This window comes from Actinokineospora baliensis (assembly GCF_016907695.1).
GTDB classification, from domain to species: domain Bacteria; phylum Actinomycetota; class Actinomycetes; order Mycobacteriales; family Pseudonocardiaceae; genus Actinokineospora; species Actinokineospora baliensis.
This window is the reverse complement of sequence record NZ_JAFBCK010000001.1, coordinates 5,321,634-5,335,979: the sequence shown is the minus strand read 5'-3', so window position 1 is coordinate 5,335,979 and position 14,346 is coordinate 5,321,634. Positions and strand designations below refer to the sequence as shown.

The 14,346-nt window shown below is 68.6% G+C and carries 15 protein-coding genes and 1 tRNA gene; 5 read left to right on the top strand and 11 right to left on the bottom strand.

Annotated features, from left to right (window positions below):
- From JOD54_RS24250 to JOD54_RS24235, 4 genes are all read right to left on the bottom strand, one after another.
- Nucleotides 1–849, bottom strand: a complete 849-nt coding sequence (locus JOD54_RS24250; RefSeq protein ID WP_204453434.1) for an ABC transporter ATP-binding protein — start codon at nucleotides 847–849, stop codon at nucleotides 1–3.
- Complete coding sequence (locus tag JOD54_RS24245) at nucleotides 846–1,238, bottom strand: GntR family transcriptional regulator (protein ID WP_307860245.1); 393 nt, start codon at nucleotides 1,236–1,238, stop codon at nucleotides 846–848. Before JOD54_RS24245 ends, JOD54_RS24250 begins: the two co-directional genes overlap by 4 nt.
- Before the next feature lie 77 nt (nucleotides 1,239–1,315).
- Nucleotides 1,316–2,077, bottom strand: a complete 762-nt coding sequence (locus JOD54_RS24240) for an ABC transporter permease (RefSeq protein ID WP_204453432.1) — start codon at nucleotides 2,075–2,077, stop codon at nucleotides 1,316–1,318.
- Nucleotides 2,074–2,988, bottom strand: coding sequence for an ABC transporter ATP-binding protein (locus JOD54_RS24235; protein WP_204453430.1), 915 nt, complete (start codon nucleotides 2,986–2,988; stop codon nucleotides 2,074–2,076). Before JOD54_RS24235 ends, JOD54_RS24240 begins: the two co-directional genes overlap by 4 nt.
- A gap of 228 nt (nucleotides 2,989–3,216) precedes the next feature.
- Here JOD54_RS24235 and JOD54_RS35740 point away from each other — a divergent pair, with 228 nt between their 5' ends.
- On the top strand, nucleotides 3,217–4,344 hold the full coding sequence (locus tag JOD54_RS35740; protein ID WP_204453428.1) for a sensor histidine kinase: 1,128 nt from the start codon (nucleotides 3,217–3,219) through the stop codon (nucleotides 4,342–4,344).
- Complete coding sequence (locus tag JOD54_RS24225; protein WP_204453426.1) at nucleotides 4,341–5,006, top strand: response regulator; 666 nt, start codon at nucleotides 4,341–4,343, stop codon at nucleotides 5,004–5,006. Before JOD54_RS35740 ends, JOD54_RS24225 begins: the two co-directional genes overlap by 4 nt.
- Nucleotides 5,007–5,142: 136 nt before the next feature.
- On the opposite strand, the gene JOD54_RS24220 is transcribed toward JOD54_RS24225, so the two are convergent.
- Nucleotides 5,143–5,721: a hypothetical protein gene (locus JOD54_RS24220; protein ID WP_204453424.1), complete on the bottom strand. Its 579-nt coding sequence runs from the start codon at nucleotides 5,719–5,721 to the stop codon at nucleotides 5,143–5,145.
- On the opposite strand from JOD54_RS24220, the gene JOD54_RS24215 reads away from it, so the two are divergent.
- The gene (locus JOD54_RS24215; RefSeq protein WP_275592685.1) at nucleotides 5,675–6,487 is read left to right on the top strand and encodes a recombinase zinc ribbon domain-containing protein; all 813 of its coding nucleotides are present in this window, start codon (nucleotides 5,675–5,677) and stop codon (nucleotides 6,485–6,487) included. The genes JOD54_RS24220 and JOD54_RS24215 overlap by 47 nt on opposite strands.
- Here the strand turns inward: JOD54_RS24215 and JOD54_RS24210 are convergent.
- Nucleotides 6,469–6,552: transfer RNA gene (locus tag JOD54_RS24210), tRNA-Leu, on the bottom strand. The genes JOD54_RS24215 and JOD54_RS24210 overlap by 19 nt on opposite strands.
- A 104-nt stretch (nucleotides 6,553–6,656) precedes the next feature.
- On the opposite strand from JOD54_RS24210, the gene JOD54_RS24205 reads away from it, so the two are divergent.
- Nucleotides 6,657–8,003, top strand: a complete 1,347-nt coding sequence (locus JOD54_RS24205) for a M20/M25/M40 family metallo-hydrolase (RefSeq protein WP_307860244.1) — start codon at nucleotides 6,657–6,659, stop codon at nucleotides 8,001–8,003.
- A 60-nt stretch (nucleotides 8,004–8,063) separates the two neighbouring features.
- Here the strand turns inward: JOD54_RS24205 and JOD54_RS24200 are convergent, their stop codons facing one another.
- The 3 genes from JOD54_RS24200 to JOD54_RS24190 all read right to left on the bottom strand — a co-directional run bounded on the left by JOD54_RS24200 (nucleotide 8,064) and on the right by JOD54_RS24190 (nucleotide 10,516).
- Nucleotides 8,064–8,561 (bottom strand): RICIN domain-containing protein, encoded by a 498-nt coding sequence (locus tag JOD54_RS24200; RefSeq protein ID WP_204453420.1) that lies wholly within the window; start codon nucleotides 8,559–8,561, stop codon nucleotides 8,064–8,066.
- A 171-nt stretch (nucleotides 8,562–8,732) separates the two neighbouring features.
- Nucleotides 8,733–9,386, bottom strand: a complete 654-nt coding sequence (locus JOD54_RS24195; RefSeq protein ID WP_239573490.1) for a class I SAM-dependent methyltransferase — start codon at nucleotides 9,384–9,386, stop codon at nucleotides 8,733–8,735.
- Between the two features lie 272 nt (nucleotides 9,387–9,658).
- On the bottom strand, nucleotides 9,659–10,516 hold the full coding sequence (locus JOD54_RS24190; RefSeq protein ID WP_204453417.1) for a nucleoside-diphosphate kinase: 858 nt from the start codon (nucleotides 10,514–10,516) through the stop codon (nucleotides 9,659–9,661).
- A gap of 92 nt (nucleotides 10,517–10,608) precedes the next feature.
- On the opposite strand from JOD54_RS24190, the gene JOD54_RS24185 reads away from it, so the two are divergent.
- Entirely contained in the window at nucleotides 10,609–11,079 is a 471-nt protein-coding gene (locus JOD54_RS24185; protein WP_204453415.1) for a DUF2231 domain-containing protein, read from the top strand.
- Nucleotides 11,080–11,106: 27 nt separating this feature from the next.
- Here the strand turns inward: JOD54_RS24185 and JOD54_RS24180 are convergent, their stop codons facing one another.
- Together JOD54_RS24180 and JOD54_RS24175 are read right to left on the bottom strand one after the other, a co-directional pair.
- Nucleotides 11,107–13,758: a M48 family metalloprotease gene (locus JOD54_RS24180; RefSeq protein WP_204453413.1), complete on the bottom strand. Its 2,652-nt coding sequence runs from the start codon at nucleotides 13,756–13,758 to the stop codon at nucleotides 11,107–11,109.
- Complete coding sequence (locus JOD54_RS24175) at nucleotides 13,755–14,228, bottom strand: hypothetical protein (protein ID WP_204453411.1); 474 nt, start codon at nucleotides 14,226–14,228, stop codon at nucleotides 13,755–13,757. The genes JOD54_RS24180 and JOD54_RS24175 overlap by 4 nt, the downstream gene beginning before the upstream one ends.
- Nucleotides 14,229–14,346: the final 118 nt, after the last annotated feature.

Genomic DNA, 14,346 nt, shown 5'->3' with positions numbered 1-14,346 from the left:
TCAGCCCTGCCCTTCGAGGTATGCGATGACGAGGTCTTCCAGGTTCACGGGGTGGGATTCCCATCTGGGGTGGGTGGGCGCGGTGGCGGGCTGGCGTACCAGGAGGTGGCTGTTGCGGTCGCCATGCGTGGCGGCGACCAGGCCGTCGAGAGGCGCTTCGTCGACGCGGGGGCCGGTCAGCACGCGGTGCCCGGCGAGCAGGCCATCGATGTCGTCGGCGAGGCGCACCTGCCCGCCGCGCAACAGGACCAGGTAGTCGCAGATCCGCTCGAGCTCGGTGACCACGTGGGAGGAGAGCAGGACGGTGACGTCCACTTCGGCCACCGCATCGATGAGGGTCTTCATGAAGTCACGGCGGGCCAGCGGGTCCAGGCTGGCGACGGGCTCGTCCAGAACCAGGAGGCGGGGCCGCTTGGCGAGGGCGAGGGTGAGGGCGACCTGCGCCTGCTGGCCACCGGAGAGCCTGCCGGTCTTGCGCTCGAGCGGGATGTCGAGCTCCCGCAGTCGGCGCTCAGCGCCCGCCTGGTCGAAGCGCGTGTTCGTCACGCGGCCGTACCGCAGCATCTCGGCGACGGTGAACCCGCGGTAGAGGGGGTGGTCCTGGGCGACGAACCCGACCTGGGACAGGGTTCCCGGCCGCAGGGGCTCGCCGAGCAGGGACACAGAGCCTTCAGTGGGCCGGATCAGACCTATGGCCAGGTGCAGCAAGGTCGTCTTCCCGGCACCGTTGGCGCCGACGAGGGCGATGATACGGCCCGCGGGTAGCGACAACGTGCACTCGCGCAGCGCCCACTGACGGCCATAGCGCTTGCCCACGCGATCGATCTCGACAGCGGCATCGGGGCTCATGCCGTGTCCCGGCGCTGCTCGTCGTCGAGCGCTGCGTCGATCATCGCGCGCACCTGCTCCGGCGCCAAGCCCGACGTCTTCGCGTCAGCGAGCCACTGCCGCAACCTGCCCGAAAGCCGCGCGTACGTCGTGGCAGGCACCTGCTCGATGCTGTCGGTGGCAAAGGTGCCCAGTCCCGCCCGCGCCACAGCCAGCCCGGCGCGCTCCAGCTCGCGGTACGCCTTGGCCACGGTGTTCGGATTGATCACCAACCCGGCCGCCACCGCCCGCACCGTGGGCAACTGGTCGCCCCCCTGGAGATGCCCCAACAACAGGCCCCGGCGCACCTGATCGACCAGTTGCAAGTAGGCCGGTACCCCCGACCGGTCAAGCATTCGGAACGCGAACACGCACAACCTCCACCGCCGTGTATCACTGTACTAGTCGAATAGTACACAGTCTCGGCCAGCACAGGCGGGCAGCGGGGTCAGGCGTCGCGGCGCTTGACCGCGGAGACGCCGATGGCCAGGGCGAGCACGACCCACAGGGCCATGGCCAGCAGTGCCCCGGCGGGGGACAAGTGCGTGATCCCGGCTCCACCCAGCTCGTTCGGCAGCTGGGAGGGCAGCACGGCGACGACTCGGCCGCTCCACGGTTTGGGCAGCAGCACCCACGGCAGGATCGGCACGCCGAACAGCAGCACCGCCATCGTGACGAGGGTTCCCGCGGTCGACTTGATGTACAGACCCAGGCCGAGCCCGATGAGCGCGATCACCGCCATCCCCAACCCCTGGGCCAGGACCACCGGGAAGCCCTCGGCCAGCGACCTCAGGTCGCCGATCGGCCGGTCGCCGATGATCGCCCGGCTGGCGAACAGCACCAGCACCGACACGACGGTACCGACCACCAGGGTCAGCGCCCCCACCACCGAGGCCTTGGCCAGCGCGAACTCCCGGCGCAGCGGGACCGCGGTGAGGCTGGTGCGGATCATGCCTGAGGTGTACTCGGTGGTCGCGGCGAGGATGCCCACTGCCATCAGGCACATCTGCACCACGAACAGGACCGCGGTGCCGTCGCCGAGGGCTTCGAAGTGGGACCGTTCGACAGCGGTGGCCGAGTCCCACACACCGGCGGAGATCAGGGCCATCAGAGCCCCGATCGGGACGGCGGCGACGCAGACCGTGACCAGCGCGGTGGTCGAGCGCACCGAGCGCGCCTTGACGGCCTCGGCGGCGATGACGTCCATCATGATGCTGCCCTCTCGTTGGCGCGGTACTCGACGCTGTCGTTGGTGAGCTTGAGGTAGGCGTCCTCGAGGGTGTCGCTGCGCTGCGTGAGCTCGTGCACGCCGATCTGGTGGGCGAGCGCGATGTCGCCGATGGTGGCCGCGTCCATCCCGCCGACGGAGAGCCCGCCGTCGTCCTGCGGGGTCACCGTGGCGCCGCCCGCCGTGAGCGCTCGGGCCAGCTCGGTCGGGTGCGGGGTGCGCACCAGCACGTCGCGCTGGAATCGGGCGTTGATGTCGGTGATGGAGGCCTCGGTGATCAGCTTGCCCCGGCCGATGACCACGATGTGGTCTGCGGTGACCGCCATCTCGCTCATCAGGTGGCTGGACACCAGCACGGTGCGCCCTTCGGCCGACAGGGACCGCATGAGGTCGCGGATCCACCGGATGCCCTCGGGATCCAGGCCGTTGATCGGCTCGTCGAACAGAAACGTGCCCGGGTCGCCCAGCAAGGCGCCCGCGATGCCCAGCCGTTGCCTCATACCCAGCGAGAACCCGCCGATGCGCTTGGTGGCGACGCTGGTCAGGCCCACCCGCTCCAGCACCGCGCGCACCCTGGCCTTGCCGATGCCGTTGCTGCGGGCCAGGCAGTAGAGGTGGTTGAACGCGCTGCGCCCACCGTGCACGGCGCCCGCGTCGAGCAGGGCACCCACCTCGGTCATCGGTCGGCGGATCGTCGCGTAGTGCCTGCCGTTGACCAGCGCCGCCCCGGAGGTCGGGGTGTCCAGGCCGAGGACGGCCCGCATCGTGGTCGACTTCCCCGCCCCGTTGGGCCCGAGGAAGCCGGTGACGCGGCCGGGCCGGACCTGGAACGACAGCCCGTCCACGGCAAGGGTGTCGCCGTAGCGCTTGCTCAGCTCCCTGATCTCAATCATGTGGGGAATCGTGGCGCCCAAGGCCGCCCGGCGGATCGGACCGGGGATCGAACCTCGCGCTGCCCCTGCGGTCGTACCCGGCCGCCGGTGGGATCCCGCGGTCGTACCGGGGTATGACGGTCCGCTGTGCGGAGGTGGCCAGAGTGGACGGTGGGGCCCGCGTCATTCCCTGGTATGACAACCCTCGGTGTGATGATTCAGCGGACGTGGCGCGTGTAGGGTCGGTTCGTGGTCACCGCGCACTGGAGCCGTCGTGCCCTCGCGGGCGACGTGGTGGCAGGCGCGTTCCTGATGATCCTGGTGACCGGCCTGGCGGGCAACCAGCTCAGGTACGAACCGTTCATCGCGTGGCGATTCCCTGCCTCAGTCGCCGTGGCGGGTGCGCTCGCTGTCGCGCTCGTGCTGCGCAGGCGGTTCCCGGTGTCGGTGCTCGTCGTGGTCGGCGCGGGATCGGTGGCTGCGGTCGCGTTCGGCGTGTTCTGGGATCCGTTCCTGGCGTTGGCCTTGGCGCTGTACACCGCTGTGCAGGTGGTGTCACCGCTGCAGAGCATGGCGGCCGTGGCGGCGTCCGCTGGTGCGGTCTGCGTCGGGTTCCTGCTCGCATGGATCGGCGGTTCCAGCCATGCGTGGCTCTACCCGCTCGGAGGTTTGCCGCTGATGGCGGTGGCCTGGGTGTCCGGTCGAGCCGTGCGCGCGCACCGCGAGCAGACCGACCGGCTCGAGCAGCAGCGCGAGCAGCAGATCCTGGCCGACGAGCGGCTGCGCATCGCCCGTGAGGTGCACGACGTGCTGACCCACGGCATGGGCCTGATCGCGGTCCGGTCCGGGGTGGCCCTGCACCTCGCACAAGCCTGGCCCGCCGAGGCCAGGGAGACTGTGCGGGTGATCGAGGAGACCAGCAAGCACGCGCTCGTCGAGATGCGCAGGCTGCTGCACATGCTGCGCGAGGACGCCGACCTCACCCCCGCGCCGGGCATCGACCGGCTCGCCGACCTGGCCGGGCGCGCGGCGATGGCCGAGGTCGAGGTCGACCTCTCGGTGAGCGCCGAGGGCGTGCCGGAGTCGGTCGGGCTCAACGCCTACCGGATCGTGCAGGAGGCGCTGACAAACGTGGTCAAGCACGCCGCCCCCGCCCGCTGCCAGGTCAGCGTCATCGCCGACGGCGCCGAGGTGCGCATCGAGGTCGCCGACAACGGGTCTCGCCCGGCCGCCGGGTCGCGCGCAGGCGGGCACGGCCTGGTCGGCATGAAGGAACGGGTGGCGATGTACGGCGGCGAGTTCACCGCCGGACCGCGCCCGGAGGGCGGATTCCGGGTGTCGGCGAGCCTGCCGTACCTGGCGGAGGGGGACACGTGATCCGGGTGCTGGTCGCCGACGACCAAGCGCTGCTGCGCGGCAGCTTCCGCGCACTGATCGACAACGAACCGGGCATGGTGGTCGTCGGCGAGGCGGCGACCGGGGCGGAGGCCGTGCAGCTGGCGGCGGCACAGGTGCCGGACGTGGTGCTGATGGACGTGCGGATGCCGGAGATGGACGGCATCGAGGCCACCGCGCGGATCACCGCCGCCCCCGCGACCGCGACCGTCCGCGTGCTCATCCTGACCATGTTCGACCTCGACGACCACGTGTTCGCGGCCCTGCGCGCGGGCGCGGCCGGATTCCTGCTCAAGGACGCCCAACCCGCCGAACTGTGCGCCGCCATCCGCGTAATCGCCAGCGGCGACGGCCTCCTCGCCCCCGGCGTCACCCGCAGGCTGATCACCGAGTTCGCCCGCCACCCCGGACAACCCACCCGGCTCGCCCGCGAACTGTGGGTCCTCACCGACCGCGAACGCGAGGTCCTCACCCTGATCGCCCGCGGTCTGTCCAACGCGGAACTGGCCGAACGCCTGCACCTGTCCCAAGCCACGGTCAAGACCCACATCGGCAGGCTGCTGGCCAAGCTCAACGCCAGGGACCGCACCCAACTGGTCATCATCGCCTACGAGTCCGGCCTCCTCACCGCAGGCGGCGCCTGACCCCGGCCCGTGGCAGACAGCGTTTGTAGCCACGATGACACCATGATCGACTACCTCGAGGACGTGGGCCGCCAGGCCCGCGACGCCAGCCCTGCCCGGCTGCAGGGCATCTACTCACCTAAGTGCCGTTGCAGTACTAGCGGGTCAGGGCGGCGAGCCGTTCGGATAGGGCGTTGTCGTGGTAGAACTCGGCCACCCGGATGGCGTTGCGCAGGAACCACGGGGTTGGCGGGGTCTCGAACACCTCGATCCAGGTGACCAGTTCCTGCAAGCCCGCCCGCGGATCACCGGCGTCGACGGCTTCGAGGGCATAGCGCAGCGCATCCTCCAGCTCCGGGCACTCCGCGATCAGACTCAGCACGACCCGCGGGGCGGTGGTGGCGTCCAGCGGTGGGTCAGCCTGCTCCGGCGGTGGGCCGTCCCACTGGACCTGGCCGCGCAGCCAGGCCACGGCGTACCAGCTGCGCTCGTCGCCGAGGTAGTCCGCGACGGCTGCCAACCGCCGGAAGTACGAGGGCACCAGCGGCACGTACTCGTTGCTGAGCCAGGAAGTCAGCCAGTCGAACGCGATCTCCTGCTCCCGGACGGCCGCGTCGTCCCGAACGGCCTCGGCCAGGTGCGGGGGAAACCCCGGCGTCTCGTCCACCAGCCGCGCGAGCACGTCCTCGATGGTGTGCCGGTTCACGACCAGGTCCGGTTCCGTCATATCCCCCATCTCACCACCATTCGCGGCAAGCGCACCTCGGCGGTCGACTCCTCGCCTCCGAAGTCGCGGGCGCGCCTGCCGACGAGCGGACTGCTTCCGCGGTCCGCGACCGAAGGCGACCAAGCGGGTCTATGCGCTGCGTGGCCGTGTCCGCTGTGGTCACTGCGAGCGCCGCATGGAAGGAACCCCGCGAGAGAACCGCATCTACTACCGCTGCGCCGCACGATCCATCGTCCCCGGATCACCGATCCTCGCCACCCACCCGAAGAACATCTATCTCCCCGAGAACGCGGTACTCCCACACCTCAACGACTGGATCAGCGGCCTACTCGCCCCCAAGAACCGCGACACCACCGTGGCGGCCCCGATCGGCGCCCAGCCCGGCGCCACAGCCAACACCCGCACCGAACCTCTGCGGCAACGCATCAAGGACGCCGAGACCCGCCTACGCAGCTCCAAGCCGCCATCGAAGCAGGCGCCAACCCGACCGCCCTGGTCGACGCGCTCAACCGCGCGGAGGCTGAGCGGGACGCGGCGCGTATCGAACTCGACGCCCTGCCCGCCGGGCGGGCAACCAGCGCTGCCGAGGTCGAATGCCATGATCGACTACCTCGACACCATCGGCCGCCAGGTCAACGACGCCAGCCCCGCGCGGCTGCAAGAGCTGTACACCGCTCTTGACCTGGAGCTGCTCTACAACGCAGAAGACCGGATGCTTGACGTCAGCATCCGGTCCGCAGGTAGGGGTAGTAAGCGTGTCCGAGGGGGGACTTGAACCCCCACGCCCGTTAAGGGCACTAGCACCTCAAGCTAGCGCGTCTGCCATTCCGCCACCCGGACTCGCGGGGGATGGCCCCGCGTGGTGTGGGCATACCTTATCCGATGCTGTGGACGTGTCCCAAACCGGGGCTGTCAGGGGGGCTGGGGGGTGGTAGGAAGGCGGGGTGAGTGAGCAGCAGAGTGCGCTGGCCGAGGCCCATGACACCGCGGTGGCTGAGGAGGAGGCGGTCGCTCTTACGAGCGAGTTGATCCGGATCGACACGACCAATACCGGGGATCCGGCGACGGTGGTGGGGGAGCGGCTGGCGGCTGAGTACGTGGCCGAGAAGCTGGCTGAGGTCGGGTACGAGACCACTTATGTGGAGTCGGGGGGGAAGGGGCGGGGGAACGTCATCGCGCGGTTGGCGGGGGCGGATCCTTCGCGGGGGGCGTTGCTGGTGCACGGCCACCTGGACGTTGTGCCTGCTGATCCGTCGGAGTGGTCTGTGCACCCGTTCTCGGGGGCTGTGCAGGACGACTACGTGTGGGGGCGTGGCGCGGTCGACATGAAGGACATGCTGGGGATGACCCTGGCTACCGCGAGGCGGTTCAAGCGGGACGGGATCGTGCCGCCGCGGGATCTGATCTTCGCGTTCTTGGCCGACGAGGAGGCCGGGGGCGAGTACGGGTCGCAGTGGCTGGTGGAGAACCGGGCGGACCTGTTCGAGGGGGCCACGGAGGCGATCAGCGAGGTCGGTGGGTTCTCGATCACCGTCAAGGACGGGGTCCGGGCCTACATGATCGAGACCGCCGAGAAGGGCATCGCCTGGTTGCGGCTGCGGGCCCGGGGGCGCGCCGGTCACGGGTCGATGGTGCACGAGGACAACGCGGTCACCAAGCTGACGCAGGCCGTCGCGCGGTTGGGGACGCACAAGTTCCCGGTGGTCATGACCGACTCGGTACGGGAGTTCCTGGCCGCGGTCACCGAGTTGACCGGGATGGAGTTCGACGAGGCCGACCTCGACGGGTCGGTGGCCAAGCTGGGCGCGGTGTCGCGGATGGTCGGCGCGACGCTGCGGGACACCGCGAACCCGACGATGCTCAACGCCGGGTACAAGGCGAACGTGATCCCGTCGGTGGCCGAGGCCGTGGTGGACTGCCGGGTGCTGCCGGGGCGACGGGAGGCGTTCGAGCGCGAGCTCGACGAGATCCTCGGGCCGGACATCGAGCGCGAGTACGTGACCAACCTGCCTCCGGTGGAGACGACCTTCGACGGGGCCCTGGTGGACGCGATGACGGCGTCGGTGATCGCCGAGGACCCGGGGGCGGTGACGCTGCCGTACATGCTCTCGGGCGGCACGGACGCGAAGGCGTTCCAGTCGCTGGGGATCCGGTGCTTCGGGTTCGCGCCGCTGAAGCTGCCCGCGGACCTGGACTTCTCGGCGTTGTTCCACGGCGTGGACGAGCGGGTGCCGGTGGACGCGCTCAAGTTCGGGACCCGGGTGCTGGACCGGTTCCTGCGCAGCAGCTGAGCTCGAGCAGGCGAGTGGCGGTAGGGCCGCCACTCGCCTGCTCACCCCGGGATCAGCGGACTAGAACCAGCGCTGCTGCGGGGAGGTGCTGCAGGACCACTGGTACACGGTCCCGCCGTTGTAGTTGGTGTTCGGGTTGACGTCCAGGCAGCGCCCGGAGTGGACGTTCTTGATGCTGAAGCCCGCACCGTTGGTGGGGTAGGTCCACTTCTGCTGGTTGCCGCCGTTGCACGTCCACAGGTAGACGGTGCCGCCGTCCCAGTTGGTGTTCGGGTTGGCGTCCAGGCACATGTTGGTGTTCGCCTGGGGCCGGATGGTGCCGTCGGCGTAGAGGTACCAGAACTGCTGGACGCCCCCGTTGTAGGCCCACTGGTACACGGTCCCACCGTTGTTGTTCACCGTCGCCGGGTTGGCGTCGAGAACGCGGTAGGGGCTCAGTCCGCTTTGCAGTGTGTAGCTCGCCGGAACAGCGGACGCTTGTGCGGGTACCAGGGCAACCGAGGCGAAAACTGCCGCCAGAGCTGTCAGGACTACCCGGAAAACGCGGGTTGCGCGCACGTTCGTCCTCCTTCTGTTGAGGTCCGCCCCTGGTGGGGCGGGTGCGCGACAAGATTCCCAGCGGTCGCCGGATTGTCGTATCCGCCAATGGGATTTCATTGGCGTTCTATTGGGTGATCGGATTGCGTTACGGAGAACAAAGAATTACTTGGGTACGGCAGTTCCGGCAGTTTAGGATTTGATTGCCACAATTGACTTGGTCAGGCCCGCGACCTTCTCGTGCCAGATGGTGGAGTCCGGGAACAGCAGGCGCATCTCGGAGATGGAGACGAGCTCGCAGGCCAGCACGGCGTCGAGCGCGCCGCGGTAGTCCAGCTTGGCGTGGCCGAAGGGCCAGTGCGGCAGGAGCTTGGCGCGCAGATGCGGGGAGAGGAACTGCAGGCCGGGGAAGACCCAGTGCGGCTCGATGGGGAAGTAGCGGTACGGGGTCTGCATCCAGTGCTGATCGGCCGAGGACCGGATGACGTCGGCGAGGCGGCAGCGGGCGGAGTAGCCGCCTACGTGTTCGATGAGGCTGTTGGAGACGACGAGGTCGAACTCCTGGCCGCCCAGGGTGGTCGGCGCGCAGGCGTCGTCGACGAGGTGGCGCAGCCACGGGCCGGGGGACTCGGCCTCGACCAGGTTGACGGTGGTGACCTCGGCCGGGCGGACGGAGGCGTTGAGCCAGAAGGAGGGGAGACCGCCGAGGTCCAGGACGCGCATTTCGCTGAGCTTCGGGAAACTGTGCAACAGTTTCTCCCAGCGCTTCGCGCGGGCCCAGCCGGAGACCGAACGGGTGTCGTCCGGGTTGTTCAGCTTGCGCTTTATCTGCTGGCTCAGTGTCATGTGATTCCCCTGCACGGTAATGAAGGGCCCCAGTCGTCACCAACAGCGTCGCCGCGCTGCCTCTGCGTGTTCCCCCGCTGCCGGTCACTCCACTCTTTCGGCGCAAGGGCCGATTTCCGCACCCGCTCCCACCTGCGGTTTGTCCACTTCTGTTCGGCACGCGCAGGAAACGTCAGGATTCTCGGAACCAATGACGTCGGCACATGGTCGCCGCGAAGATCGGCCGGGTAGGTGACCGATGGCGACAACAGAACCAGGCAAAGAGCCCGGGGCTATGCGGGCAAGTCGTAAACGATGTACTGGCTGGCCACCAGGAGTGGGTCCCAGCTGTTCGGGTTGATACCCAAGTCGATGAGGTGGGCGCGGAACTGGAGCCAGTTGAGGTAGGCGCCATCGCGGGTCGCGAGTAGGGCCTTGGTGGCGGGGTGGTCGGGTGGGGTGAGGGCCAGCAGGCGGTTCAGGGCGGCGGTGGGGGTCATGTCGCTGTGGTCGGTGGCCATGGACTCGAGTTCGGCGAGGAGACGGGGGGTGGCCGCGGGGTCGAGTTGGGCGGTCATGGCGGCGTAGGTGGTGACGTCGGCGCCCATGAGGTGGGACTCGCGGAGGAGGTCGGCTGGCTCGTCGGAGGTGTGGACGTAGGCGAGCAGGAGGTTGGGGGAGCCGAGGGCGACGCGGAGTTGGCCGGGGCGGCGTCTGGCTGGCTTGGCAGGGCCTTTGAGGTGGGTGAGGCGGAGGCTTGCCGGGAGGTGGGTGGGGGTGGTGTCGCGCAGCAGGACGAACACCGAGTCGGCGTGGCCGCAGACGGCGTCGGTCACGGCCAGGCAGTCCGGGGTTGAGGTGGTTGACCGGCTGTGCCACAGGGCCGCAGTGATGTGAGGGGCCATGCGGAAGCGCACGTGGTGGACGGGCTCGAAGCCGTGGGCGCGGACGAAGTCGACGCAGGCTGGGGCCTGGCCTGCTGATATGCAGTCCGGCTGGATGACGAGCAGGGCGTGCTGGCTGAGGCCGCGCAGGTACGGGGTCGCCAGACGGAGGCCGCCTTGGAACCCCTCATCGTGGGCGAGGTCGGCCCAGCGGCGCGGGTCCGCGGTGAGCTCACGCAGTTCCTCAGTGGACTCACAGCTCGGCACACCATGATTGTGCCAACCGGTCGCGCGCGCGGTTGACTGAACCGGTCGCGGGTTTGGCGCGTACCTGATGTATCGCCTAGTCGGAGGTGGGTATGCCGGAGTTCATCGACGGGTTGCCGGTGCACGCGCTGGTGGTGCACGCGGTCGTGGTACTGGTGCCGCTGTCGGTGCTGGGCGCCATCGTCATCGCGCTGTGGCCTGCCGCCCGGCAGCGGTTCGGGTGGCTGGTCGTGGGGTTCGCGGCGGTCGCCACGGTGCTGACGCCGATCGCGACCTCCAGCGGCGAGGACCTGGAGAAGCGGCTGCCGGAGAGCGACCTGATCAAGGCGCACGAGGAGCTCGGCGACCTGATGATCTGGTTCGTGCTCGCGCTGCTGGTCGCGGTGACGGCGCTGATGGTGGTGAGCTCGCGGCCTGTGGAGACGTGGACGAAGCCGGTGGTCATCGCGCTGGCGGTGCTGAGCATCGGGACGGGGGTGGCCGCGGGGGTGCACGTGTACCGGGTGGGTGACGCGGGTGCCCGCGCGGTGTGGGACGGGATCGACCAACAACCCGCCCGGTAGGCCGCGTAGGTTGCTGGTCGCATCCGGTCAGTCCTTGACCCGTTCGAACGCCTGCCTCCAGTTGCCGTCGTCAACGGTGAGTTGGTCGGCTTCGCAGGTGATCTTGGCGGTGGAAGTGGGTGAGAGCGCGTCGGAGAGCTGCTGGGCAGGCATGGATATGTCGCCTGCCCGGGTGGTAAGGCTGCCAGATCTGGCGAAGGCAGCTAGGTGGATCAGCCCGTCTTCGATGTGGTAGCGGTAGTCGGCGGTGCCGACGAAGGTGATGACGACAGGGGTGCCTGAGTGTTCCCCTCGATGCGCTGTGCCCACGCCGAAGTCGCGGCGCAGGGTGCCATCCGGGCTGACGATCCACCTCTCACCAGCGGTGGTCAGCAGAATGGAGATGGTCTCGTTCAAGGTGAGGGTTCGTCTGCCTGACGTCTCGCGCCACGTGCCCGCCACGCACTCGTCCACGGTGGTCACCGCCTGGAACGAGTACCAGTGGCCCGCGCCTGGCAATGCTGATGCCACCGCAAGGAACGCGGCCGCGGCCGACACTCCTGCCAGCGTGGCGGGCTTGAGCGGTTGGGCGGGAGGTAGGTCTTCGACGGCCGCGTGGGTTGTGGGCCGGGCAATCGCCTTCAGTGCGAGGATGACGAGCACCACCGGGATCGCCGCGACGGCCCCGAACACGATCTTGTTGTGCCAGGACACGCCGACGGTTGCCAGCGATGAGAACTTCCAGCAGTCGTCGATGAGTGGTACGTCGGTCGCGTAGCACCCCGCCGCCAGCAACGCCGACCAGTGGAAGAGTGCGGCGGCCATGGCAACCAGCACAATTGCCATCAGAGCGAACGCGGGGCGGAGTCGCTTGGCGACGAGCGCTGCCGCGACGGCGACCAACACCTGTGCCACAAGAGTCGCAGCGTCGAGAGAAGCTGCCACAGCGGCCGACCACTCGGCGATCTTCTCGCGATGGACCGATCGGTCATAAGCCGACCGCGATACCACTAGGTGAACGCCGAGCAATACGAGGAACAGCGCGGTCCCCGCGCCGGATAGCGCCAGCACGCGCTTGGCATCCCGCCGGGTCGTCGTGGCGAGCGGGTTGGCACGCGCACGCGACGCCAGCACCACCGGTACCAGCCACAACAGCACTACGCCCAGCACCAACCCAGGTGCTAACACACTGCCACGCAGCAGCACGCTGTCGCGCGGCAACGCCAGCAGGTCCACTATCGCTCTGAGGGTGTTCGCATACGCGTCAGGCAGCCCATCAGGCAGGCTTGGCGGAGTGTTCTTGCTGACGCTCGACACGGTCACGGTCGCGTTCGACTGCAACGACCACCAGACCAACAACCACGGGGTCAACGCCGCCGCGCCCACGGCCGACACCACGTTCACCGCGAACCGTGCGCTCCGTCCACTGGCCGTGAGCGCCTTCGTCGCCGATACCGACCACGCGCTCAGCAGGGCGACTCCAACGAACAGGACACCGACAGCGGCGACGGCGGGCCACAGTTGGAAGCCGCCCGCTCCCCATTGCCCGAAGATAACCCAGGTCCCGCTCCCGCTATTCACCAACGATGTGGATTCACCCACCAGGTAACCGGCGGTCAGCACGGTGGGGGCGGTCAGCAGTCGCCACGACTTGCCGATCCGCGCCGCCGCCAGCACCAGTGCGCCGACCACCCCCACCGACGCCGGGATGATCACCAGGAGCGGTGCGATCCCCGGGCGTGCCTCTAACACGGCCACGAGGTACAGGTAGAAGTTGTTCAAGAACGTCGAAGCGACGATTCCGACCGCGAACAGTTCCCACAGACGGGGCCGGGCCAACAGCGCTTGGTTGTTGACGGCGTGGAGTCTGTGACTGGGGTGTGGGTGATCGTCCCACACCCGGCGATGGAAGCGGTCCGGAGTGCTGCGTTCCGCTTGCCGGGCGATCGCTCGGTGAAGGGCCTGCCGGGCTTCGGTGTCGGTCCATTCGGTGAGGCGGGCGTCGGCGTAGAGCTCGCGGGACCGGAGCAGCGCGTTGCGGGTAAGAAGGATCACCAGTGTCAACGCTGTCAGTGACATCCCGGTGAGGACGTCGCCCCACCACGATCCGCGGCTGGCCAGCACCTGCCACACCATCAGCGGTGCGGAGATCACGATGAACGACCGCCAGATCGCGACCGTCAAGTACGTCAGGTCGACGTCTCGGTTGCGCAAGTGCGCAAGCTCGTGCAGTACGACCGCGCGAAATGAGGCTGGGGATGGTCCACGCAGTGCTACCAGCCCTGCGTCGAGGCGGACCATCCGCTCGCGAGCGTGCCCGAATGCCTGTCCGTTGCAGGACTCCGTGGCATATGGGGCGAGGAGGAAGGTGGGCGCTCGCACGCTTGCGACCCGGCAGAGTTCTTCCAGTTCTTCGATCAGTTCGTGGGAGTCCTCGCTTGTCAACTTCACTAGTGCGGCACGGCGTCGCATCCACCATGGGTGAAGCAGGTAGTGCACGCCCGCGATGCCGGTGACCACCGTCAAGCCGAGCGTCATCCACTTCGTGTCCGACCAGGGGACCTGCGGCACTGCAAAGTTGAAGCCGAAGTACACCGTCGAGGTCGTTGCCAGGACCGCGGCGATGAGCAGTACGAACAGGGTGGTGGTGCCTGCGGGCACTCCGTCGGGACGGTTGGGGCCAGTGCTGGGGGCGGTCATCTCTCCTCGCCGGTGATGGCGTCGGCGATGCGTCGGGCCAGGGATTCGTCCTTTCCGTGTTGCAGGGCCAGGTCGTGGATGGCGCGCCAGGCGTCAGAGCGGTCGGGGAGGGGGACGTCCACTACGGGCTCGGTTGGTGTGGATCTACCGCGGCCGAGGAGTTTGCCCACGGCGGTGCCGATGCGCTTGAGGCCAGGGCCTGCGTTGTCTTGCAGAGATCGGCTGATGAGGTCGGTGGCCACCGCGAGCGCGATCGGGGTGACCACGGGGACGACGGTGTCGAGAAAGTCGGTGAGGCCGCTGCCCAGTCGGTCGCCGCGGGTGGGTTCCTTGCCGGCGAGTGCGCGCTGGGGGTCGGCGAAGTAGGCGTCGCTTTGCGGGCCGAAGGTGTGCTGCTCGGCTGGCGCCACCCGGGTGATGATCTCCAGCGCGAATGCTCGGACGATCTGCTGGTCGACGGACTGGGTCACGCGCTTCCTCCAAGGGATTCCCGAATGCCTACGTGGCACCTGGTAATCGATCCCTCGCGGTGTGCGACTGACCCGTTACGCTATCTGGCCGCCACCGGCTGGATAGCGACGTTGAGCA